The 22,924-nt window shown below is 68.4% G+C and carries 22 protein-coding genes; 20 read left to right on the forward strand and 2 right to left on the reverse strand.

The genetic code is table 11. The features are described from left to right. The first annotated feature begins 19 nt into the window (after positions 1 to 19). The 9 genes from rbfA to OXM58_06240 all read left to right on the forward strand — a co-directional run bounded on the left by rbfA (position 20) and on the right by OXM58_06240 (position 8,533). Entirely contained in the window at positions 20 to 457 is a 438-nt protein-coding gene (gene rbfA / locus OXM58_06200) for a 30S ribosome-binding factor RbfA (GenBank protein MDE0147945.1), read from the forward strand. Continuing rightward, complete coding sequence (gene truB / locus OXM58_06205) at positions 447 to 1,406, forward strand: tRNA pseudouridine(55) synthase TruB (GenBank protein MDE0147946.1); 960 nt, start codon at positions 447 to 449, stop codon at positions 1,404 to 1,406. The genes rbfA and truB overlap by 11 nt, the downstream gene beginning before the upstream one ends. Positions 1,407 to 1,424: 18 nt before the next feature. Continuing rightward, entirely contained in the window at positions 1,425 to 1,694 is a 270-nt protein-coding gene (gene rpsO / locus OXM58_06210; GenBank protein MDE0147947.1) for a 30S ribosomal protein S15, read from the forward strand. Positions 1,695 to 1,841: 147 nt separating this feature from the next. Continuing rightward, positions 1,842 to 4,034 (forward strand): polyribonucleotide nucleotidyltransferase, encoded by a 2,193-nt coding sequence (pnp, locus tag OXM58_06215; GenBank protein MDE0147948.1) that lies wholly within the window; start codon positions 1,842 to 1,844, stop codon positions 4,032 to 4,034. A 72-nt stretch (positions 4,035 to 4,106) separates the two neighbouring features. Beyond that, the gene (locus tag OXM58_06220; GenBank protein MDE0147949.1) at positions 4,107 to 4,829 is read left to right on the forward strand and encodes a glycerophosphodiester phosphodiesterase family protein; all 723 of its coding nucleotides are present in this window, start codon (positions 4,107 to 4,109) and stop codon (positions 4,827 to 4,829) included. A 151-nt stretch (positions 4,830 to 4,980) separates the two neighbouring features. Then, complete coding sequence (gene fabA, locus OXM58_06225) at positions 4,981 to 5,520, forward strand: bifunctional 3-hydroxydecanoyl-ACP dehydratase/trans-2-decenoyl-ACP isomerase (GenBank protein ID MDE0147950.1); 540 nt, start codon at positions 4,981 to 4,983, stop codon at positions 5,518 to 5,520. Positions 5,521 to 5,532: 12 nt separating this feature from the next. Next, positions 5,533 to 6,765, forward strand: coding sequence for a beta-ketoacyl-ACP synthase I (fabB, locus tag OXM58_06230; protein ID MDE0147951.1), 1,233 nt, complete (start codon positions 5,533 to 5,535; stop codon positions 6,763 to 6,765). Between the two features lie 195 nt (positions 6,766 to 6,960). Continuing rightward, on the forward strand, positions 6,961 to 8,043 hold the full coding sequence (gene recA, locus OXM58_06235) for a recombinase RecA (GenBank protein ID MDE0147952.1): 1,083 nt from the start codon (positions 6,961 to 6,963) through the stop codon (positions 8,041 to 8,043). A gap of 25 nt (positions 8,044 to 8,068) precedes the next feature. After that, positions 8,069 to 8,533 (forward strand): GFA family protein, encoded by a 465-nt coding sequence (locus OXM58_06240; GenBank protein MDE0147953.1) that lies wholly within the window; start codon positions 8,069 to 8,071, stop codon positions 8,531 to 8,533. 239 nt (positions 8,534 to 8,772) lie between these two features. On the opposite strand, the gene OXM58_06245 is transcribed toward OXM58_06240, so the two are convergent. Then, a complete protein-coding gene (locus tag OXM58_06245) occupies positions 8,773 to 9,255 on the reverse strand; it encodes a MaoC/PaaZ C-terminal domain-containing protein (protein ID MDE0147954.1) in 483 nt (160 codons plus the stop codon). A 92-nt stretch (positions 9,256 to 9,347) separates the two neighbouring features. Between OXM58_06245 and alaS the strand changes: the two genes are divergently transcribed. The 6 genes from alaS to OXM58_06275 all read left to right on the forward strand — a co-directional run bounded on the left by alaS (position 9,348) and on the right by OXM58_06275 (position 14,711). After that, positions 9,348 to 12,029, forward strand: a complete 2,682-nt coding sequence (gene alaS, locus OXM58_06250; GenBank protein ID MDE0147955.1) for an alanine--tRNA ligase — start codon at positions 9,348 to 9,350, stop codon at positions 12,027 to 12,029. Positions 12,030 to 12,069: 40 nt separating this feature from the next. Further along, on the forward strand, positions 12,070 to 12,822 hold the full coding sequence (locus tag OXM58_06255; protein ID MDE0147956.1) for a ferredoxin: 753 nt from the start codon (positions 12,070 to 12,072) through the stop codon (positions 12,820 to 12,822). A 196-nt stretch (positions 12,823 to 13,018) separates the two neighbouring features. Beyond that, positions 13,019 to 13,210, forward strand: coding sequence for a hypothetical protein (locus OXM58_06260; GenBank protein ID MDE0147957.1), 192 nt, complete (start codon positions 13,019 to 13,021; stop codon positions 13,208 to 13,210). A 254-nt stretch (positions 13,211 to 13,464) separates the two neighbouring features. Beyond that, positions 13,465 to 14,094: an LON peptidase substrate-binding domain-containing protein gene (locus OXM58_06265; protein MDE0147958.1), complete on the forward strand. Its 630-nt coding sequence runs from the start codon at positions 13,465 to 13,467 to the stop codon at positions 14,092 to 14,094. A 33-nt stretch (positions 14,095 to 14,127) separates the two neighbouring features. Further along, on the forward strand, positions 14,128 to 14,334 hold the full coding sequence (locus tag OXM58_06270; GenBank protein ID MDE0147959.1) for a Trm112 family protein: 207 nt from the start codon (positions 14,128 to 14,130) through the stop codon (positions 14,332 to 14,334). Then, positions 14,331 to 14,711 carry a DUF971 domain-containing protein gene (locus OXM58_06275; GenBank protein ID MDE0147960.1) on the forward strand — a complete coding sequence of 127 codons (381 nt, stop codon included), beginning with the start codon at positions 14,331 to 14,333 and terminating at the stop codon, positions 14,709 to 14,711. Before OXM58_06270 ends, OXM58_06275 begins: the two co-directional genes overlap by 4 nt. Positions 14,712 to 14,755: 44 nt before the next feature. Here OXM58_06275 and OXM58_06280 read toward each other — a convergent pair whose 3' ends face one another. Continuing rightward, on the reverse strand, positions 14,756 to 16,018 hold the full coding sequence (locus tag OXM58_06280; protein MDE0147961.1) for a UbiH/UbiF/VisC/COQ6 family ubiquinone biosynthesis hydroxylase: 1,263 nt from the start codon (positions 16,016 to 16,018) through the stop codon (positions 14,756 to 14,758). Between the two features lie 272 nt (positions 16,019 to 16,290). Here OXM58_06280 and OXM58_06285 point away from each other — a divergent pair, with 272 nt between their 5' ends. The 5 genes from OXM58_06285 (at position 16,291) to OXM58_06305 (ending at position 22,905) form a co-directional block, all read left to right on the forward strand. Beyond that, on the forward strand, positions 16,291 to 16,629 hold the full coding sequence (locus OXM58_06285) for a P-II family nitrogen regulator (GenBank protein MDE0147962.1): 339 nt from the start codon (positions 16,291 to 16,293) through the stop codon (positions 16,627 to 16,629). Between the two features lie 131 nt (positions 16,630 to 16,760). Next, a complete protein-coding gene (locus tag OXM58_06290) occupies positions 16,761 to 17,948 on the forward strand; it encodes an ammonium transporter (GenBank protein MDE0147963.1) in 1,188 nt (395 codons plus the stop codon). Between the two features lie 263 nt (positions 17,949 to 18,211). After that, positions 18,212 to 19,441 (forward strand): ammonium transporter, encoded by a 1,230-nt coding sequence (locus tag OXM58_06295; GenBank protein ID MDE0147964.1) that lies wholly within the window; start codon positions 18,212 to 18,214, stop codon positions 19,439 to 19,441. 317 nt (positions 19,442 to 19,758) lie between these two features. Next, positions 19,759 to 22,194 (forward strand): DNA translocase FtsK 4TM domain-containing protein, encoded by a 2,436-nt coding sequence (locus tag OXM58_06300; protein ID MDE0147965.1) that lies wholly within the window; start codon positions 19,759 to 19,761, stop codon positions 22,192 to 22,194. A 57-nt stretch (positions 22,195 to 22,251) separates the two neighbouring features. Next, on the forward strand, positions 22,252 to 22,905 hold the full coding sequence (locus OXM58_06305; protein ID MDE0147966.1) for an outer membrane lipoprotein carrier protein LolA: 654 nt from the start codon (positions 22,252 to 22,254) through the stop codon (positions 22,903 to 22,905). Positions 22,906 to 22,924 lie beyond the last annotated feature (19 nt).

Here is a 22,924-nt window from a genome sequence, read left to right on the forward strand (position 1 = left end):
GGCCTGAGAGGGACGACCGATGGTTGCGGGCAAGCCCCCGACCCAGCGGCAATTGCGCGTCGGCGAAGAAATCCGCCATGCGCTGGCCCGGCTGCTGGCCGAGGAGAATTTTCGCGATCCGGTGCTCCGGGACGTGTCGATCACGGTCAGCGAAGTCGTGCCGGGCCGCGACCTGAAAACGGCCAAAGCCTTCGTCTACCCCCTGGGCGGCCGGTCGGCGGACGAGGTGACGGCAGCGCTGAACCGGGCCGCGCCCTTCCTGCGCGGGCGCCTCGGCCGGGAAGTCCGCCTGAAGTTCACGCCGCAGCTGGTCTTCCACGCCGACCGGTCCTACGACACCGCCAGCGCCGTCGACGCCCTGCTGACCGACGACCGGGTGGCGCGGGATCTGGCGGTCGGGGATCTGACGGCCGGGGATCTGACGGCCGGACCCGACGGAACGGGCGATGGCGCGTAAGCGGCGCGGCCGGCCGGTTCACGGCTGGATCAACCTCGACAAGCCGGTCGGCATCGGTTCCACCCGGGCGGTCGCAATCGTGCGGCGCGCGTTCGACGCGCAGAAAGCCGGCCATGCCGGGACCCTCGATCCGCTGGCCTCCGGCGTCTTGCCGATCGCCCTGGGCGAAGCGACCAAGACCGTCCCCTTCGTCGTCGACGGCCCGAAATCCTATCGCTTTACCGTCCGCTGGGGCGAGGCGCGGGATACCGACGACAGCGACGGCGCGGTTGTCGCGACCAGCGGCCGGCGGCCCACCGAGGCCGAAATCGAGCGCGCCCTGCCCGCCTTCACCGGCGAGGTCGCACAGACGCCGCCGCAATTTTCCGCCGTCAAGGTGGGCGGCCGGCGCGCCTACGCCCTGGCGCGGTCCGGCGCACCGGTCGAGCTGGCCGCCCGGCAGGTCGTTATCGACCGGCTGGCGCTGGTCGAAACGATCGACGCCGACCGTACCGCCTTCGAAATGGATTGCCGCAAGGGCGCCTATGTCCGCAGCGTGGCCCGCGACCTTGCGGTTTCGCTCAGCACCGTGGGGCATGTCTGCGGCCTGCGGCGCACGCGCAGCGGCCCGTTTCGCGACTGCGACGCGATACCTCTGGAAAAACTGGCGGCGCCGGGCCATATGGGCGCGCAAGACGGCGGCGCGGAACCGCCCGCCGTTGACTGTGCAGCCCTGCTGCAACCGGTCGCCAGGGCGCTGGACGACATCCCGGCCCTTGACGTGACCGAAAGTGAGGCCGCCCGGATCCGCAACGGGCAACCGGTGCCGGTTCTTCGGACCGGCAACCGCCGACGGATCGACGGCCTCTCCGACAACGCCGCCCTGTGTGCGTTGCTGAACGGCGAGGCGATCGCGCTGATGCGACTCGAGGGCCGTTCGGCTCAGCCGGTGCGGGTTTTCAATCTTTAGCCCCGAAGGAGGGTTACGATGTCGATTACCGCCGAGCGGAAGCAGGCGCTCATCGAGGAATACGGCCGGCAAATGGGCGACACGGGGTCGCCGGAAGTCCAGGTCGCCATCCTGACCGAACGCATCCGCAACCTGACGGACCATCTGGGCGATCACCGCAAGGATCACCATTCGCGCCGCGGCCTGCTGATCATGGTGGGCCAGCGCCGCCGGCTGCTCGACTATCTGAAAGGCAAGGACGAGAGCCGGTATGCATCGCTGATCGAGAGCCTCGGAATCCGGCGATAGGATTTCCGGCGGCCCCGGTCCGAGGCGCATCGCCCGGCCCGGCCATCGGCGACATCGTGCGGCCCGTCCACACGCGGCGGGCCCTGGAAGGCCCCACCGGCAATCCGGCCGGCGGGTAACGCAAGGTATACAGGACAAACACCCTACATGTTCGACATCTGCAAACGCTCCATCGAGTGGGGCGGCCGTACGCTTACGCTCGAAACCGGCCGGATCGCCCGACAGGCGGACGGCGCCGTGTTCGCCACCTATGGCGAGACCACGGTCCTGGCGACGGTCGTCGCCGAACACAGTCCGCGCGAGGGCATCGATTTCTTTCCGCTCTCCGTTCACTACATGGAAAAAACCTACGCCGCCGGAAAGATTCCCGGCGGCTTTTTCAAGCGCGAAGGCCGGCCGAGCGAAAAGGAAACGCTGGTCTCGCGCCTGATCGACCGGCCGATCCGGCCCCTGTTCGCAAGCGGTTTCCGCAACGAGACCCAGGTGATGATCCAGGTCATGAGCTATGACATGGAGAACGACGCCGACATTCCGGCGATGATCGCCGCTTCGGCCGCCCTGACGATCTCCGGGATCCCCTTCATGGGCCCGATCGGCGGCGCCAAGGTCGGCTACATCGACGGCGAATACGTCCTCAACCCGACATTCGACCAGCTGGACGATTCGGAACTGGAACTGGTCGTCGCCGGCACCCGCGACGGCGTGCTGATGGTCGAATCCGAAGCCCGGGAACTGAGCGAGGAAACCATGCTCGGCGCCGTGAGCTTCGGTCACGACGGTTTCCAGCCGGTAATCGACACGATCATCGACATGGCCGAAGCCTCGGCCAAGGAGCCCCGGGACGTGCCGGAGCCGCCGGCGGCGCTCGCGGAAGTCGACGGTGTCTGGCGCGACGCCGGGATCGACGGCGCCCTGCGCGAGGCTTATGCCGAAAAGATCAAGCAGGCGCGCCACGCCAGGATCGGCGCGGTGCGCGACCAGGCGTTCGCCGCCGTCGCGGAGGATGAAGACCGGCAGGCCGTCGCGCCGGAGGTCTTCAAGACGCTCGAAAAGGAGATCGTCCGCGGCGACATCCTCGATACCGGCGTTCGCATCGACGGGCGCGACACGAGCACGGTGCGCCAGATCGTTGCCGAAGTCGGCGTGCTGCCGCGCACCCACGGTTCGGCCCTGTTCACCCGAGGCGAAACCCAGGCCATGGTCACGGCCACCCTGGGCACCGGCCAGGACGAGCAGATCATCGACGCGATGGAAGGCGAGTACCGGGAGAACTTCCTGCTGCACTACAATTTCCCGCCCTTCTCGGTCGGCGAGACGGGCCGCGTCGGCTTCACCGGCCGGCGCGAGGTCGGCCATGGCAAGCTGGCCTGGCGGGCGGTCCGCCCGATGATGCCGGGCGAGGAGGATTTCCCCTACACCGTCCGGGTCGTCTCCGAGATCACGGAATCGAACGGATCGTCCTCGATGGCGACGGTCTGCGGCGCCTCTCTCGCCATGATGGACGGCGGCGTGCCGATCAAGCGGCCGATCGCCGGCATCGCCATGGGCCTGATCAAGGAAGGCGAACGGTTCGCCGTCCTGTCCGACATCCTGGGCGACGAGGACCATCTGGGCGACATGGACTTCAAGGTCGCCGGAACGGCCGAGGGCATCACCTCGCTCCAGATGGATATCAAGATCACCTCGATCACCCGGGAGATCATGCAGGTCGCGCTGGAGCAGGCGCGCGACGGCCGCCTGCACATCCTGGACGAGATGGGCAAGGCCATCGCGGGCTCGCGCGAGAGTGTGAGCGCCCATGCGCCGCGGATCACCACGATCCAGATCAACAAGGACAAGATCCGCGACATCATCGGCACCGGCGGCAAGGTGATCCGCGAGATCACCGAGCAGACCGGCACCAAGATCGACATCGACGACGACGGCACGGTGAAGATCGCCGCGACCGACGAGGCGGCGACCCAGGCCGCCATCGACTGGATCAACGGCATCGTCGCCGAACCGGAGGCCGGCAAGATCTATACCGGCAAGGTCGTCAAGGTGATGGACTTCGGCGCCTTCGTGAACTTCCTGGGCGCGAAGGACGGGCTGGTCCATATCAGCGAACTGACCGACGGCCGGGTCGGCAAGGTGACCGACGTCGTCGACGAGGGCGACGAGGTGAAGGTCTACTGCATCGGCTTCGACGACCGCGGCAAGGTCAAGCTGTCCATGCGCAAGGTCGATCAGGAAACCGGCGAGGAGCGGATGGACGTCGAAGTCGCCGAACCGCGCCGCGGCCCCCGGCGCGACCGGGACCGGGACCGCGACAGGGACCGGGGCCCGCGCCGGCGGGACTGACCGGACGCTGCCGACGCCTGCCCCGGCGTTTTTCGCTCCGGGGCGGGCGAAACGCGGGCCGGGCCGACGCCGATGCTGCCCCGGATCATCGGTCATCGCGGCGCGGCCCTGCACGCGCCGGAAAACACCCTGGCCGGGTTGCGCGAAGCCGCCCGGCAGGGCTGCCGCTGGGTCGAGATCGACGTGCGCCTGACCGCGGACGGCGGGCTGGTGCTGATGCACGACCCGACCGTCGACCGGACGACGGCGGCGACCGGCAGGGTCCGCGAACTGGCGCTGGCCGAGATCGCCGGAATGGACGCCGGCGCCTGGTTCGGTGCGGCCTGGGCCGGCGAACCCGTCCCGGCACTGGCCGACGCCATCGCCGCGGCGCACGCGCTGGCGCTGCGCCTCAATATCGAACTGAAATGCGATCCCGGCGATTCCGCAGCGGCGGCCGCCGCGCTGGTGCGCGAGGTCGGGCGGGGCTGGAAGGCGGACGAGCCGCCGCTGGTTTCCAGCTTCGACCATGCCGCGCTGGCGGCGGTGCGCGCAGCGCGGGCCGACCTGCCGGTCGCCGTCGTGACGCCGGCCCTCTCGGACGCCTGGCGCGAACCCTTCGAGGCGCTCGGCGCGGCGAGCCTGCATGTCGGCGCGCGCGGCCTGACTCAAGAAGCGGTAAGCCCGCTCGTCGCCGAGGGGATCGAGATCGGCGTCTATACGGTCAACGATGCGGCGCGGGCGAAGGAATTGCTGTCCTGGTGCGTCGCCGGGATATTCAGCGATTGTCCCGGCGCGATTGCCGCGGCGCTGTAAATTTCCTTGGCGTTTTGCGGAACCGCTTCCTATATGCGTTTTTTCAGGAACAGGTTGACAGTTCCGGGCGCGTCAACGCCCCCTGCGGACTTGCGGTCGGCGTAACGGTGGACGGCGAGTGCGTAGGGTTTTGGCATGCCCGCCGACACCGATGACGCCAGAGCCCGCCGACGGCCCGATGACGGATTTCCGCGACCGCAACGCCTTCGACTACGAAGACCTGATCGCCTGCGGCCACGGCGACCTGTTCGGCCCGGGCAACGCGCAGCTGCCCCTGCCGCCGATGCTGATGTTCGACCGGATCACCGAGATCGTCCGGGACGGCGGCGCCCACGGCAAGGGCGCGGTGACCGCCGAACTCGATATCCGGCCGGACCTGTGGTTCTTCGGCTGCCATTTCGAGAACGATCCCGTAATGCCGGGCTGCCTGGGCGTCGACGCGCTGTGGCAGCTCGCCGGCTTTCATCTGGGCTGGCTCGGCCATCCCGGCCGCGGCCGGGCGCTCGGCGTCGGCGAGGTCAAGTTTTCCGATCAGGTGCTGCCGTCGGTCAATATGGTGACCTACCGGGTCGATTTCCGCCGGGTGATCGCCCGCAAGCTCGTGCTCGGCCAGGCCGACGGCCGGCTTCTGGCCGACGGCGCCGTCATCTACGAGGCCCGGGATCTCCGGGTCGGCCTGTTCACCGGCTGACGGGGGGGCGGGATGCGGCGCGCGGTCGTCACCGGCATCGGCATCGTCTCGGCGATCGGCAACAACCGGCGCGAGGTGACGGACTCCCTGCGCGACGGCGCCTCGGGCATCCGCTTCTGCGAGACCTACCGGGACATGGGCTTCCGCAGCCACATCCACGGCGCGATCCGCATGGACCCGGACAAGGCGGTCGACCGGCGGCTGCGCCGCTTCATGGGCGACGGCGCGGTCTACAACTATGTCGCGATGGAAGAGGCCATCGCCGACGCCGGGCTGGAGCCGCACGACGTTTCGAACGAGCGCACCGGCCTGATCATGGGGTCGGGCGGGCCCTCGACCCGGAACCAGGTGCTGGCCGCCGACCTGCTGCGCGACAAGGGCACGACGCGCAAGATCGGCCCGTTCATGGTGCCGCGCACCATGTCGAGCACCAATTCGGCGACCCTGGCGACGCCGTTCGGCATAAAGGGCGTCAACTATTCGATCACCTCGGCCTGCTCGACCAGCGCCCATTGCATCGGCAACGCGCTGGAGCAGATCCAGCTCGGCAAGCAGGACATCGTGTTCGCCGGCGGCGGCGAGGAACTGCACTGGTCGCTGTCGATGCTGTTCGACGCCATGCCGGCGCTGTCCTCCGGCTTCAACGACACGCCGGAAAAGGCCTCGCGGCCGTTCGACGTCCGGCGCGACGGCTTCGTGATTTCCGGCGGCGGCGGCTGCGTCGTCGTCGAGGAACTGGAGCACGCAAGAGCGCGCGGCGCGAAAATCTATGGCGAGATCGTCGGCTACGGCGCGACGTCCGACGGCTACGACATGGTCCAGCCGTCCGGCGACGGCGCGGTGCGCTGCATGACGATGGCGATGGACGGGCTCGACGCGCCGGTCGACTATATCAACACCCACGGCACCTCCACGCCGGTCGGCGACGCGACGGAACTGGAGGCGATCCGCGCCGTCTTCACCAACGGCAAGGGCAACCAGCAGCCCCACCTCGCATCGACCAAGTCCCTGACCGGCCACGCACTGGGCGCCGCCGGCGTGCATGAGGCGATCTATTCGCTGATCATGCTGGACGAGGATTTCGTCGCCGCGTCGGCCAACCTGGACGAGCCGGACCCGGCGGCGGACGGCCTGTCGCTGGTGACCGAGCGGATCGACGACGCCGGCCTCCGCCAGGTGATGAGCAACAGTTTCGGCTTCGGCGGCACGAACTGCAGCCTGGTCTTCCGGCGCCACCAGACTTGAACTGCGCCTGACGCTTTTCTTCGCGTCCGTCTTTCTTGGCGTCCGTTCCCCGATCTTGCGGAAAGAACAAAATCAGACACAACATGAACACTTGCGGAACTTGAACAAACGGGATACATTCCACGTTCGCAAGGTTTCGGAGCCGCCGCGACCCCCTCGTCAGGCCGCGGCGGATATGAAATAAGGGAGCGTTCAATGTCTCAGGTTGCCCTCCGGATTGTCGAATCGGACGATATGGACCGCCAGAAAGCCCTCGAATCCGCCCTCAGCCAGATCGAACGCGCCTTCGGCAAGGGCTCGATCATGAAGATGGGCGAGACCGACCGCCAGGTGGAGGTCGAGACCGTGTCCACCGGGTCGCTCTCCCTCGATATCGCGCTCGGCATCGGCGGCCTGCCCAAGGGCCGGGTCGTCGAGATCTACGGCCCGGAAAGCTCGGGCAAGACGACGCTCGCCCTGCACCTGATCGCCGAAGCGCAGAAGGCCGGCGGCACCTGCGCCTTCGTCGACGCCGAACATGCGCTGGACCCGACCTATGCCGAGAAGCTGGGCGTCGACCTGGACGAACTGCTGATTTCCCAGCCGGATGCGGGCGAACAGGCGCTGGAAATCGCCGATACGCTGGTGCGCTCCGGCGCCATCGACGTGCTGGTGGTCGATTCGGTGGCCGCGCTGGTGCCGCGGGCAGAGCTGGAAGGCGAGATGGGCGACACCCATGTCGGCCTGCAGGCGCGGCTGATGAGCCAGGCCCTGCGCAAGCTGACCAGTTCGATCTCCCGGTCGAACTGCCTGGTCGTCTTCATCAACCAGATCCGCATGAAGATTGGCGTGATGTTCGGCAGCCCGGAAACCACGACCGGCGGCAACGCGCTGAAATTCTATTCCTCGGTAAGGCTCGATATCCGGCGCATCGGCCAGATCAAGAACCGGGACGTGGTCGTCGGCAACCAGACCAAGGTGAAGGTGGTCAAGAACAAGATGGCGCCGCCGTTCCGCGTCGTCGAGTTCGACATCATGTATGGCGAGGGCATTTCCAAGACCGGCGAGTTGATCGACATGGGCGTCGCCGCCGGCATCGTCGAGAAATCCGGCACCTGGTTCTCCTTCGGCAACCAGCGCATCGGCCAGGGCCGGGAGAACGCCAAGGCCTTCCTGCGCGACAACCCGGACATTGCCGGGCAGATCAAGGACCGCATCCTCGAAAGCGCCGGCCTGCTGGCCTCGAAGCTCGAGATCAGCGCCGCTAGCGATTCGCCGGCGGAAGAACTCGCCGGATGATCGCGCCGGGCGGACGGACGCCATAATGGCAACCGGCGGTTCCGGCGATCCGGAAGAAAAGGGCGCGGAAGCGGGGCAGCGCGGCTCCTGCCTGTGCGGCGGCGTGGTCTACCGGATACGCGGCCCGATGCGCGACGTGATCGAGTGCCATTGCACGGCCTGCCGCAAGACCACGGGCCACTATCTGGCGGCGACCCAGGCCTGGACCGACGATTTCGAGCTGGAGGCGGCCGGCGGCCTGCGCTGGTACGCCTCCGGGCCGCACAGCCGGCGCGGCTTCTGCGACCGCTGCGGTGCGACCCTGTTCTTCGAGTTCACCGGCTCCGGCAAGATTTCGATCGCCGCCGGAACGCTCGACGGCAGGACCGGCCTCAAGACCGCCTTCGGCATCTACGCCGACGACAAGGGCGACTATTACGACCTGCCCGACCGGCTCCATTTCCCCGCCGAATCCGACAACCGCGCACCCCTGCCGCCGCGGGAGGGTTGAAACCGGCCCGCGGCGCGTCCCCTTCGGCAGGCTCAGGGCAGACTCTCGATACGGCCCCCTCGATACGGCGCTGACGCGCCTACTCGGGATGAGGGTGTGTAATGCGTTCACCCCCCTTCACCCTCACCCTGAGTAGCCCCGGCCCCCGGCCGGGGCGTATCGAAGGGCCTGCCCTGAGCGAAGTCGAAGGGCCGGGGCGTATCGAAGGGTCGGGCGGGTGCATCCGCAAAATCCGGCGCTTACGCTGCCGTCCCGCCGTCCGGGCGTTTGCGGATCAGGTAGCGGTGGCGGCCTTCGAAGACCAGGGCATCGTCCTGGTTGTGGACCGTGGCGCGCATCTCGACGACGCCGGTGGTTTTCTGCGGCTCCAAGCCGACGATTTCAAGCTGCGGATAGAGCGTGTCCTCCCGGTAGACCGGCTTGAGGAAGGAACCGCTGACGTCGAGCATCGCGATCAGCGAGTCGGCGACCTCGGACGGGAAGGTTCCGGCGCCGGCCGCCGACTGGATCATCACCTGCATGCCGTGGGCGAGCATGTCGCGATGGCCGCGCGCCCGGCAATATTCCGCGTCGTAGTGGATCGGGTCGTTGTCGCCGGAGGCGGCCTGGAACATGGCGAACAGGCCGCCGGTCTGGGTCCGCGACGGCAGGGTATAGACCTCGCCCAGGCTGAAATCCTCGAACCAGCGCGACGGGCTTGCGTTCCGGTTGCGGTCGTTCATCAATCCACACTCCCGGGCTGTGCGGCGATTGGGCGTGGCGCCGCCGCGGCTGCCGCCTTTTTCCTCTGCGCCCCCAGCCATAGATTGTCGCCATGTCAACAGGCAACGAAATCCGCTCGACCTTTGTCGATTTCTTCGCCCGCCACGGCCATGCGCCGGTCGCCTCGAGCCCGCTGGTGCCGCGCAACGACCCGACGCTCATGTTCGTCAACGCCGGCATGGTGCAGTTCAAGAACGTCTTCACCGGCCTCGAGCAGCGCGACTACAGCCGGGCGGTCACCTCGCAGAAATGCGTGCGCGCCGGCGGCAAGCACAACGACCTGGAAAATGTCGGCTACACGGCGCGGCACCACACCTTCTTCGAGATGCTCGGCAACTTCTCGTTCGGCGACTATTTCAAGGATGTCGCGATCGAGCTGGCCTGGAACCTGGTGACGAAGGAATACGGGCTGCCGGCCGACCGGCTGCTCGCGACGGTCTACGCCGAGGACGACGAAGCCTTCGACCTGTGGCGCAGGATCGCCGGCCTGCCGGAGAGCCGGGTCATCCGGATCGCCACCTCGGACAATTTCTGGTCGATGGGCGACACCGGCCCGTGCGGGCCGTGTTCCGAGATCTTCTACGATCATGGCGACCATGTCCCCGGCGACCCGCCCGGCAGCCCGGACGAGGACGGCGACCGCTTCGTCGAGGTCTGGAACCTCGTCTTCATGCAGTTCGAGCAGTTCGACGACGGAAACCGCGAGCCGCTGCCCCGGCCGTCGATCGATACCGGCATGGGGCTGGAACGGATCACCGCGATCCTCCAGGGCAGGCACGACAATTACGACAGCGACCTGATCCGCCCGATCATGGACGCCGCGGCCCACGCCACCGACGGCGACCCGGACGCGGAACAACGCGCCAGCTTCAAGGCGATCGCCGACCATCTGCGCGCGTCGGCCTTCCTGATCGCCGACGGCGTGCTGCCGTCCAACGAAGGCCGGGGTTACGTCCTGCGCCGGATCATGCGCCGCGCCATGCGCCATGCCCATATGGTCGGCGCGCGCGACCCGCTGATGCACCGGCTGGTCCCGGTCCTGAACGACATCATGGGCCACGCCTTCCCGGAACTCTTGCGCGCCGAGGCCCTGATCGCCGAGACCCTGAAGCTGGAGGAAACGCGTTTCCGGCAGACCCTGGACCGCGGCCTCAGACTGCTGGCCGAAGAGACCGGCCGGCTCGGCGACGGCGAGACGCTGGCCGGCGACGTCGCCTTCCGGCTTTACGACACCTACGGCTTTCCCCTCGACCTCACCCAGGACGTGCTGCGCGGCCAGGGAAGGACGGTCGATCTCGACGGCTTCAACGCGGCGATGGAGCGCCAGCGGGCGGAGGCGCGCAAGGCCTGGGCGGGCTCCGGCGACCGGGCCGAGGACAGCATCTGGTTCGCCCTGCGCGAGAGCCACGGCGCGACCGAATTCCTCGGCTACGAAACGGAGGCCGCAGAAGGCGAACTGCGCGCCCTGGTGCGCGACGGCGCCGCCGTCGAGCGCGCGACGGCCGGCGACGCGGTCTCCGTCATCGCCAACCAGACGCCCTTCTACGCCGAATCCGGCGGCCAGACCGGCGATACCGGAACGCTCGAGGCCGAGGGCGGCCGGATCGAGATTACCGATACGGTCCAGCGCGCCGAGGGCCTGCACGTCCATATCGGCCGGGTCGCGGAGGGCGCGGTGGCGGTCGGCGACGCGGTGCGCCTTGTCGTCGACGGCGAACGGCGCACCCGGATACGCGCCAACCATTCGGTCACCCACCTCGCCCACGAAGCCCTGCGCCGCGTGCTCGGCGATCATGTGACCCAGAAGGGCTCGCTGGTCGGCCCGGAGCGGATGCGCTTCGATTTCAGCCATCCGAAGGCGCTCGCGCCCGACGAGATCGCCGCGGTCGAGGACGACGTCAACCGCCGCATCCGCGCCAACGGCGAGGTCGCGACCCGCCTGATGACGCCGGACGCCGCCGTCGAGGCCGGCGCGCTCGCCCTGTTCGGCGAAAAATACGGCGAGGAGGTGCGGGTCGTCTCGATGGGCCCGCCCGCCCCCGGCGAAGCCGGCGATTTCTATTCGACCGAACTGTGCGGCGGCACCCATGTCCGCCGGACCGGCGATATCGGCCTGTTCCGCATCCTTTCGGAAAGCGCGGTCGCCGCCGGCGTGCGGCGCATCGAGGTGGTGACCGGCGCAGCGGCGGAGCGGCACGCCCGCGCCGAAGCGCAGGCGCTGGCCAGCGCCGCCGCGGCCCTCAAGACCGGCGCTGCAGACCTGCCGACGCGGGTGGCGGCGCTGCTGGACGAGCGCAAGAAGCTGGAACGCGAACTGGCCGAGGCCCGGCGCGCCCTGTTGAGCGCCGGCGGGGCGGCCGGCGGCGGCGGGGCTGCGGGACCGGCAACGCGCCAGGTCAACGGCGTGACCTATGCGCCGCGCACCCTCGACGGCGCCTCGCCGAAAGAGCTCAAGCCCATGGCCGACGATCTCAAGGCGCAGATCGGCTCCGGCGTCGTTGCCCTGGTCGCCGCCAGCGGCGGCAAGGCGTCCCTCGTCGTCGGCGTCACCGACGACCTGACCGACCGGATCAGCGCGGTCGACCTGGTGCGCATCGGCTCGGCGGCGCTCGGCGGCAAGGGCGGCGGCGGCCGGCCCGACATGGCCCAGGCCGGCGGGCCCGACCCGTCAGCGGCCGATGCGGCGCTGGCGGCGATTGAGGACGCGCTGAAAGCGGCCGCAGACGCGGCCTGAAGCGACAAGCGCGGCGGCTGCGCGGCGCTGGAACGGAGCGATGGCCCGACCGGACTGGACGCGAAGGATCGAAGGCCCGCTCGCCGGCAGCGGCCTGTTCCTGCGCGGCGCGTTCCATCCGACGCCCGAAGACGCGGTGCCGCCGCTCCCGGACGGCCGGGCGACAGGGACGGTCGTGCTGATCGGCAACGCCGGCAACGACCTGTGGCGGGCGTTCCGGGCCAGCGATCCGGACATGGCGGCGCGCCATCCGCTGGATCGCTGGGTCGCCGGGTACCTGCAGGCTGCGGCCGAAGCGCTGGGCGCCGAGCTTGTCGATGCCATGCGGCCGCCCTGGCCGCCGATCCAGCAATGGGCCGCGCGCGCCGGCGCCGGTTACCGCTCGCCGATCAATCTGGTCATCCACCCGGAATACGGCCTGTGGCACACCTTCCGCGGCGCCCTGCTGACCGCGCAAAGACTGCCCCTGCCCGACGCGCCGGCGCTGGACAACCCCTGCGATACCTGCGCCGGCAAGCCCTGCCTGACGACCTGCCCGGCGGATGCCTTCGCCCTGCCCGAGAAAGAGACCGGGAACGGGCCGGAGGGCGGCCGTTTCGCCGAATTCGATTCGCCGGCCTGTGTCGACCATGTCGAGAGCCCGGCGGGACGCGGCTGCCGGACCGTCGGCTGCCTGGCGCGCCGCGCCTGCCCGGTCGGCCGCCCCTGGGCCTACGACCGCGAACCGGCGGCCTATCACATGGCCGCGGTGGTCAGGACGGTCCGCCGCTGGCAGGCCAAGCGCGCCGGATAGCCGGGACGGGCGCTTTCCGATTCCTCCCCCTCTTCAGAGGGGGAGGCCAGGTGGGGGTGCCGTAACACTTGGCACGGCCCTACAGGCGCACGGACACCCCCATCGACCTCGCTGCGCTCGGCCACCTCCCCCACTGAAGAGGGGGAAGGACAAGGTGGGGGTGGGCATGCGCCAGCCTCTTGGCAGAGCGACCAGTATGGACGTTGAGATTTTTCAGAAAAAATACGCCATTTTGATATTTTTTCTTGATTCTTTAGAATTTAGTGCCTATGTTCCTTTCATCAACGCCACAAATGCGCCCGCAACCCGTCTGGCCGGAGGGACGCGCCGCCCGTCGGACGGCCGGCAGGGCGCTCCCGATGGGCCCGCAGCCGGGCCGGCCGACTAAGGAATTAATCCTACGACGAACGCTTTTGTGTCACCGGGGGCGGCCAAAACGGCGCATTTCCGCCGTTTTTCGATTCGGCGTAGAAAAATTTTTCAAAAAAACATACCGGTCTGTCCAATTTCGCGGCCCGGCTTTGCATCCCGGCCTTGCATCTTGTCCGCGGCGGGTCAATGTAAGCCGGAGCAACCCCCGCGAGCCGACGCTGCGAGCCGATGCCCCGCCCCTCGACGTCCCGACCCTCTTCCGTCGCCGACATGCCCGCGCCGATCCCGGTGTTCCCGCTTCAGGGGGCGCTGCTGCTGCCCGGCGCCCGCCTGCCGCTCAACATATTCGAACCGCGCTACCTGGCGATGGTCGACGACGCCCTGGCGGGCCACCGGACGATCGGCATGATCCAGCCGAAGGTGCCGGAGCAGACGGCGCCGGACGACCGGCCGCCGCTGTACGATCTGGGCTGCGCCGGCCGCATCGTATCGTTCGAGGAAACCCACGACGGGCGCTACCTGATCGGCCTGCGCGGCCTGTGCCGGTTCGGCGTTGCCGGGGAACTGGACCTGCACAACGGCTACCGCCGGGTCCGGCCGGACTACGGCGCGTGGGCGGTCGATTTCGAGCGCCGGGACGACGCCGGCATCGACCGGGACACGCTGGCCGGCGCGCTGAAATCCTATCTGGCCGCCCGGCAGCTGGGCGCCGACTGGGATACGATAGAGAAGACGCCCACCGCAGAACTGATCTCGATCGTCGCGATGGTCTGCCCTTTCTCGCCGCCCGAGAAACAGGCGCTGCTGGAGAGCCGCACATTGACCGGGCGGGCCGAGCTGATCATTTCCATGCTGACCATTGACAGCGCCGCGACGCCGGCGCCGGACCGGGTGAACTAGGCGGGTGAACCGGACGCAGGGGGAATGAAGAAGATGACCGAACCGGCCCCGGCGGACAGCCCGAAGGTGGATCCGAAACTGCTGGAAATCCTGGTCTGTCCGGTGACCCGCCAGCCGCTGCAATACGACGCCGGGGCGCAGGAGCTGATTTCCGAAGCGGCCGGCCTCGCCTATCCGATTCGCGACGGCATTCCGATCATGCTGCAGGACGAGGCTCGCGCCCTGTCGGTCGACGAATGAGCGAAGCGCCGACCTTCGGAACCCGGGTCTGGCCGACCGAGATCGATCTCGACCGGGCGGCGAAGCGGCTGACCGTCACCTTCGAGGACGGCGAAACCTTCAGCTATCCGGCCGAACTGCTGCGGGTCGAGAGCCCGTCGGCTGAGGTCCGGGGCCATGGCGCCGACGAGAAGAAGATCGTCGCCGGGCGCCGGCATGTCGGCATCCTGAATGTCGAGGCGGTCGGCAACTACGCGATCCGGATCGCGTTCGACGACCTGCACGATACCGGCATCTACAGCTGGAGCTACCTGTACGGCCTGGGCCGGAACAGGGACGCGATCTGGCAGCGCTATCTCGACGCGCTGGAAGAACGGGGCCTGAGCCGCGAGCCGTAGCGCGTGTCCGTTTCAGGCGGACCGGGGCCGGACCGGGAGTGCCGTCAGAGGGCCTCGCCGCGCAGCAGCCGGGGCAGCGCGCCGACCGTGCCCATGGCGTGCTGCATGAACAGGCGTTTCAGGCCCGGCATGCGGTCGACCGCCGCCATGCCGAGATCCCGCGCCAGCCGCACCGGACCGACATCGTTGGAGAACAGGCGGTTCAGCCCGTCGGTCACGGCCATCAGCGTGGCGTTGTCCGGCCGCCGCCAGCGCTCGTAGCGCTCCAGGGTCGCGAGACCGCCATGGTCGAGGCCGAGCCGCCGGTCGTCGACGATGACCTCGGCCAGCGCCGCGACATCGCGCAGCCCGAGATTGAGGCCCTGGCCCGCGATCGGGTGAATCGTGTGAGCGGCGTCGCCGATCAGGGCGAGGCGCGGGCCGACATAGCGCTCGGCATGAAGCATCCGCAGCGGATAACGCCAGCGCCCGCCCAGCACGCGCAGGGCGCCGTACCAGTCGCCGAACCGGCGCTGCATCTCGCTGCCGAACGCGGCGTCGGACAGCTTCATCATGGCCGGCGTGCGCGGCGCCCGCTCGGTCCAGACGATCGAGGAGCGGTGGGTGCCGTCCGGCGCGTCGGTCATCGGCAGGACGGCGAACGGGCCGGCGGCGAGAAACCGCTCGTGGGCGATGCCGTCGTGGGGTTCGTCATGGCCGATGGTGCAGACGATCCCGTCCTGGGGATAGCGCCATTGCGCGGCGGCGATGCGGGCCTGGCCGCGCAACAGGGAGTCGGTCCCGTCCGCGGCGACGATCAACGGCGCTGCCAGAACGGCGCCGTCGGCGAGGGCCAGTTCGGCAACCGGGTCTCCCGGCTCCAGGCGCTCGGCCCGGGCCGGCGCCACGACCTGCACATTCGGCGCCGCTTCGAGCAGGGCGGCCAGGCCCCGGCGGATCGCGCCGTTCTCGACGATCCAGCCGAACGGCGCGCCCTCCAGCGTGCCGCCGAGCTCCCGGTGGTCGTAATGCAGGAACAGCGACGAGGCGCCGTCGGAAACGCGGATATCGAGGATCGGCTCGGCGGCATGCTCGACCTCCCGCCACAGGCCGATCTGCGCCAGCAGCCGCTGCGACGCGTAGGCGACCGCCGAGGCCCGGCCGTCATAGGCTGCGGCGGCCATCGCCGGCAGCGGCGTCCGGTCGACCAGGGCGACGGCGAGCCCGCCGGCCGCCAGCGCCAGCGCCAGCGTGCCGCCGACCATGCCCCCGCCGACCACGATCGCATCGGCAGTGTCCGACCGTCCGTTCGAGCCGCGCGCCGCCATGGGGCGAGAAGTGGCGCTTCGGCCGCGGCGGGTCCACAGCCAAATCGTCCGCGGCGTAGTCTGCGGTTATTTTGGGCAAGAATCATTTTTGCCTATTTATTGTTCATGTCCGTTCGAATTGCTGCACCGCAATATCCGTCGGCCCGCCGGCGTCCCGGACTTTTCCGCTGTTTTTCGACTATTGCTTAAATTTGGCATGGAAATTGCTTCCCCTTGGGCATCTGGCGTTTTGCAGTTGCGAAAGCGCCGCAAGCCAAATGAGGAGAGTCGTTGTGAAACTGGTCATGGCGATCATCAAGCCCTTCAAACTGGACGAGGTGCGCGAGGCGCTGACCGAGGTCGGCGTCACCGGGCTCACCGTCTCGGAAGTGAAGGGATTCGGCCGGCAGAAGGGCCACACGGAAATCTATCGCGGCGCGGAATACGCCATCAGCTTCCTGCCGAAAATCAAAATCGAGGCGATCGTGGACGACGGCCTCGCCGACCGGGCGGTGGAAACCATCATGGAGAGCGCCCAGACCGGCAGCATCGGCGACGGCAAGGTGTTCGTTATGGACGTGGAATCGGCCGTTCGCATCCGCACCGGCGAAACCGGCGCCGAAGCGCTGTAGAGGGGGCCCAGAACATGCAATCCTTTCGCAACCTGAAACGGCTTCCGGCGCTTCTCGCAGGCCTCGCCCTGTGCCTTGTGCCCGGGGCCGCCCGCGCCGCCGACAAGCTCGACTCGGGCGATACCGCCTGGATGCTGACCGCGACGGCGCTCGTTCTGCTGATGACGATTCCCGGCCTCGCCCTCTTCTACGGCGGCATGGTGCGCAAGAAGAACGTGCTGAGCGTTCTGATGCAGGTGTTCGCCGTCTGCTGCGTCGCGTCCATCGTCTGGGTCGTCATCGGATATTCCATCGCATTCGGCGGCGACGGCCCGTATATCGGCGGCTTTTCGCAGCTGTTCCTGGCCGGCATCGCGCCGGAATCCATGTCCGGCTCGATCCCCGAGAGCGTCTTCGCGATGTTCCAGATGACCTTTGCGATCATCACGCCGGCGCTCATCGTCGGCGCCTTCGTCGACCGGATGAAATTCTCGGCCATGCTGCTCTTCACCGTGATCTGGCTGATCGTCGTCTACGCGCCGATCTGCCACTGGGTGTGGGGATCGGGCGGCTGGATCGGCGGGCTCGGCGCGCTGGACTTCGCCGGCGGCACCGTCGTGCACATCAATTCCGGCGTCGCCGCGCTGGTCGCGGCGATCGTCGTCGGCAAGCGGCTGAATTACGGCCGCGAGAACATGGCGCCGCACAACCTCACGCTCAGCGTCATCGGGGCGTCGCTGCTGTGGGTGGGCTGGTTCGGATTCAACGCCGGGTCCGCCCTCGCCGCCGGCACCGGCGCCGGTTTCGCCATGCTGGTCACCCAGCTGGCCACCGCAGTCGCCGCACTGGCGTGGACTTTCGCGGAGTGGATGCAGCGGGGCAAGCCGAGCGTTCTGGGTATCGTCTCCGGCGCGGTCGCCGGGCTGGTCGCGATCACGCCGGCGTCCGGTTTCGTCGGCGTCCTGGGCGCGATCGTCATCGGCCTCGCCGCCGGCCTGGTCTGCTACTGGGCCTCCACCAGCCTCAAGCACAAGCTGGGGTACGACGACTCGCTGGACGTCTTCGGCATTCACGGCGTCGGCGGCATCGTCGGCGCGCTGCTGACCGGCGTCTTCGCCACCCGGTTCGTCACCGGCGGCGAGGATGCGGTCGGCTGGGTCGACGGCAACTTCGCCCAGATCCTGCCGCAGATCTACGGCGTCCTCGCGACGATCGTGTGGACCGGCGTCCTGACCGTCGTCATTCTGGTCGTCGTCAGGGCGATCACCGGGCTTCGCGTGAGCGAAGAGATCGAGCGCGGCAGCCTCGACCTCGAACTCCACGGCGAAACGGTGCAGTAGTCCTTCGGCTGCGCCGGGGTTCCGGACCCGGCCAGCAGCCGGCTGCCTCGAACCGAAAATGGCCCGGATCCCCGGTCCTGGGGGTCCGGGCCATTTTGTCGATTGCGCCGAGGCGGGATTGCCGTACTCGATCCGGACCGGCCGAAGCGGATCCGCCTCGGCGAAGCCGGCGCCGGAGCATCGTCGAAACTGCCGTCCCGCGGCGCGCCATCCCAGCGCGCCCGCCGGGCCGGCAGCGCGTTCAGACAGGAAAGGTTGATCCCATGGAGGCATTCAAATCGGGCGGCGACGTCCTGTTCGTCCTGATGGGCGCGGTCATGGTGCTCGCCATGCATGCGGGTTTTGCCTTTCTCGAGGTCGGCACGGTGCGGCGAAAGAACCAGGTTAACGCGCTGGTCAAGCTGTTCGCCGACTTTTGCGTGTCGACCGTCGTGTATTTCTTTATCGGCTACATGGTCGCCTACGGCGTGACCTTCCTGGCCGACGCCGCGATGCTGACCGGCGCCGCCGAGGGCAGCCCCTTCGCCAAAAGCGGCTACGACCTGGTGAAGTTCTTCTTCCTGCTGACCTTCGCCGCCGCCATCCCGGCCATCATTTCCGGCGGCATCGCCGAACGGGCGCGCTTCTGGCCGCAGGTGCTGGCCTCCGCGATCCTGGTCGGCCTGTTCTATCCGCTGTTCGAAGGCGTCGTCTGGAACGGCAATTTCGGCATCCAGGGCTGGCTGGAAAGCAGCTTCGGGGCGCCGTTCAACGATTTCGCCGGCTCGATCGTCGTCCACGCCGTCGGCGGCTGGATGGCGCTCTCGGCGGTCCTGCTGCTCGGCGCGCGCCGGGGCCGCTACCGCAAGGACGGCAGCGCGGTCCCGATTCCGCCGTCCAACATTCCGTTCCTGGCGCTGGGCAGCTGGATCCTGTCCGTCGGCTGGTTCGGCTTCAACGTGATGAGCGCCCAGAAGCTCGCCGACGTGACCGGCCTGGTCGCGCTCAACTCGGTGATGGCGATGGCGGGCGGGCTGCTCGCCGCAACGGTGGTCGGGCGGCGCGATCCGGGATTCGTCCATAACGGCGCGCTCGCCGGGCTGGTGGCGGTCTGCGCCGGCTCGAACCTGATGCACCCGATCGGCGCGCTGGCGACCGGCGCGGTTGCCGGTGTGCTGTTCGTCGTCACCTTCATGCTGTGCCAGAACCGCTGGAAGATCGACGACGTGCTCGGCGTCTGGCCGCTGCACGGCCTGTGCGGCCTGTGGGGCGGCATCGCCTGCGGCATCTTCGGGCTGACGGCATTCGGCGGACTGGGCGGCGTTACCTTCCTGTCCCAGTTGGTCGGCTCGCTCGCCGGCGCCGGCTATGCGCTCGCCGCGGGTGCAATCGCCTATGGCGCGGTCAAATTGACAATAGGAATTCGCCTGACCGAAGAAGAGGAAGAAAGAGGAGCCGACCTTGCGATACACAATATCGGTGCATATCCCGAAGAAGAATTTGTAAGACGATAAGGTTCAATTCGATAAGGATTCAGGGGCGCTTCAAGCGCCCCTTTTTTATTTGTTGCGATTTATTGTATACTTGCGCCGATTCAATATGTCCCGATTCCGCGTGGGCATGGGCTCACGCCGCGAATCGGATGCAACGGCATGCCGTTCGGCGCGACGCACGCCGCCGTCCGGCACCATCGGGAGCAGCCATGGCGCGCGCCGCCGCCCTGTCCGGCAAAAGCAGAGCCTCGTCCCGGCAGGCGAAGAAACGGCCTGTCCGCGCACCGGCCGGCACACAGGCCCGGCGCGGAACCAGATCGGCTTTCCTGCCGCCGGAAATGAAGGATCTGCTAAAGCGCAGCTGGCGGCGCGCCTGCGGATTTGCGCTGGCGCTGATTGCCGGCGCGTTCCTGTTAGCGCTGTTGTCCTACGCGCCGTCCGATTCTTCCTGGAACACGCAGTCCGGCGCACCGGTCAGGAACGTCATGGGGATTGGCGGCGCCTGGGTCGCCGACGCGGTGCTGCAGGCGATCGGGCTGGGCGGCTACGTTCTTGCGCTGGCGGTCGCCGCCTGGTCGGGCCGGCTGGCGAGCGGCGTGCGCCTGGACGCCTTCGGCTGGCGGCTGCTGCTGCTGCCCGTGGCCCTTTTGCTTCTGGTTGCGGCCTTTGCCGGCATTCCGGGGGCACAGGGATGGCCGGTCCATGCCGGGCCGGGCGGCGCGGTCGGACGGGCGCTGGCGCTTGCCGCGCGCGACATGTTCGGCGCCATGGCGCAGGGCTGGCCGGCCGTCCTTGCCGTTCTCGGGCTGGGTATCGTCGTTCTGTTGCCGATTCTGGGGCTGACGCTGCGCGAATGGCGCCGGGTCGGCGCGGCGTTGTTCTGGCCCTTCCGCCTTCTGCTCCGGCGGCGGGCCCGCACCGAATCCCGGATCGTGCGCCCTGCGCGGGCGGAGCCCGATTTCGTGCCGCCCGACGAGCGGCCCGATGAGCGGGACATCAGCCCCGCGGCCGAAGTCGCCGCGCGGCCCCTCGCGTCCAAGGTCAAGCGCGAACAGGCCAGGGCCGGCGACCGGAAACGCGGCGAACGGGGCCGCGGCAAGCGCGAACCGGCATCGGAGTCCGGAGAAAAGAAGGCTGCCAGCGCCGCGCGCGGCGCGAAACGGGCGGGCGCACGCGCGGCGCCGTTCCTCAAGAAGGGCGCCAGGCTCATCGCGGACAAGGCCAAGCCGCCGGCCCCGGGGGACCGGGCGCGCGAAGCCCGCGAACCGAAACTGGACCTGGACCCGGGCCGGTACAAGACTCCGGCGCTCAGCCTGTTGCAGGAACCGCCGCCGGGCGCCGGCGACCATCTCGACACGACGGCGCTGGAGCAGAATGCCCGCTACCTGGAGACCGTCCTGGCGGACTTCGGCATCAAGGGGCGGATCGTCAAGGTCAGGCCGGGGCCGGTCGTCACCCTGTACGAGCTGGAGCCGGCGCCGGGCGTGAAGTCGTCCCGGGTGATCAACCTCGCCGACGATATCGCCCGGTCGATGAGTGCCCTGTCCGTCCGGGTCGCCGTGGTGCCGGGCCGCAACGTGATCGGCATAGAACTGCCGAACCAGAACCGGGAAACGGTCTATCTGCGCGAGATGATGGCGGCGCGCAGCTTCGAGCGGTCGGCGCACAAGCTGGCGCTGGCGCTGGGCAAGGATATTGGCGGCGCGCCGGTTCTGGCCGACCTGGCCAGGATGCCCCACCTGCTGATCGCCGGCACCACCGGTTCCGGCAAGTCGGTGGCGGTCAACACCATGATCCTGTCGCTGCTCTACCGGCTGCCGCCCGACCGGTGCAAGTTCATCATGATCGACCCCAAAATGCTGGAACTGTCGATCTACGACGACATTCCCCAGCTGCTGACGCCGGTGGTGACCGACCCGAAAAAGGCCGTCGTCGCCCTGCGCTGGGCGGTCCGGGAGATGGAAAACCGCTACCGCGCCATGTCCAAAATGGGCGTGCGCAACATCGATAGTTACAACCAGCGCCTCGCCGAAGCGCGCAAGAACGGGGAGACCGTTACCGAGACCGTCCGCACCGGAACCGACGATAGCGGGCAGCCGGTCGTGGAAGCGCGGGAGATGCCCCTCGACCCGCTGCCCTATATCGTCGTGATCGTTGACGAGATGGCCGACCTCATGCTCGTCGCCGGCAAGGACATCGAGGGCGCGGTCCAGCGCCTCGCCCAGATGGCGCGCGCCGCCGGAATCCACCTCATCATGGCGACCCAGCGCCCGTCGGTTGATGTCATCACGGGGACGATCAAGGCGAACTTCCCGACGCGCGTCTCCTTCCAGGTCACGACCAAGATCGACAGCCGCACCATTCTGGGCGAACAGGGTGCCGAGCAGCTGCTGGGCCAGGGCGACATGCTCTACATGGCGGGCGGCGGGCGCATCACCCGCGTGCACGGCCCCTTCGTCAGCGACGAGGAGGTCGAGGATGTGGTGGCCTACCTGCGCACGCAGGGCGAGCCGATCTATCTCGACCAGATTACCGAGGAAGAGGAAGAGGACGGACTACCTGGAGCGGCCGGCGCCGAGAGTGGCGGCGACGACCTCTACAACAAGGCCGTGGACATCGTCATGACGGAGGGGAAATGCTCCACCTCCTTCATTCAGCGCCGTCTTCAGATCGGGTATAACCGGGCGGCGCGGCTCGTCGAACAGATGGAGCAGCGCGGCGTCGTGAGCCCGGCCAATCACGCCGGCAAGCGCGAAGTCCTGATCGGCGCCTGACGCGTCCCCGCCGCCCGGATACCCGGCCCTCCCTTCCCGGCCGCATTCGAGGTCGACATGACATTGCCACGCGCGATTCCGGGTCTCGCCGGCGCCGGCCTCGCCGCGCTCCTCCTGACGGCCGGCGCAGGCGCGCAGACACCGGACCCGGGACCGCTGAGCGCGCGGGACCGCGCCGACCTCAAGCGGATCGAAGCGAAGGTCAACAGTTTCCGCACGCTGCGCACCCGGTTCAGGCAGATTTCGCCCGGCGGCCGGATCAGCCGGGGCGACATCTTCATCCAGCGGCCGGGACAGATGCGGATTCAGTTCGACCGGCGGGATCTGGTGCTTCTCACGTCCCGGCTGTGGCTTATCGTGATTCAGGGCAAGCATGGCGAACCGCAGCATTTCCCGCTGAACGCGACGCCCGCCGGCATTCTCGTCCGCAGCGAGATACGCTTCGACCGGGACATCCGGGTCATTCGGGTTCACCGGACCGCAGGAGAGATTCTGGTCACGGTCGTTCGGCGGGATTCGTCGCGCCAAGGCCGGATGACCCTGGCCTTCGACCGCGACACGCTCGACCTGTCCGGCTGGACCGTTCTCGATGCCCAGGGCGAGCTCACGCAGGTTTTCCTGTCGGAAACGCAACTCGACGTCGCGCTCGATCCGTCGCTGTTTGCGTTGCCCGCGGGGCGCCTGCCGGCGCCTCACGGTAGCGACCGGTAGCCCGGATCGAAGAACCATT

The sequence above is a fragment of the Rhodospirillaceae bacterium genome (assembly GCA_028819475.1).
Classification (GTDB): domain Bacteria; phylum Pseudomonadota; class Alphaproteobacteria; order Bin65; family Bin65; genus Bin65.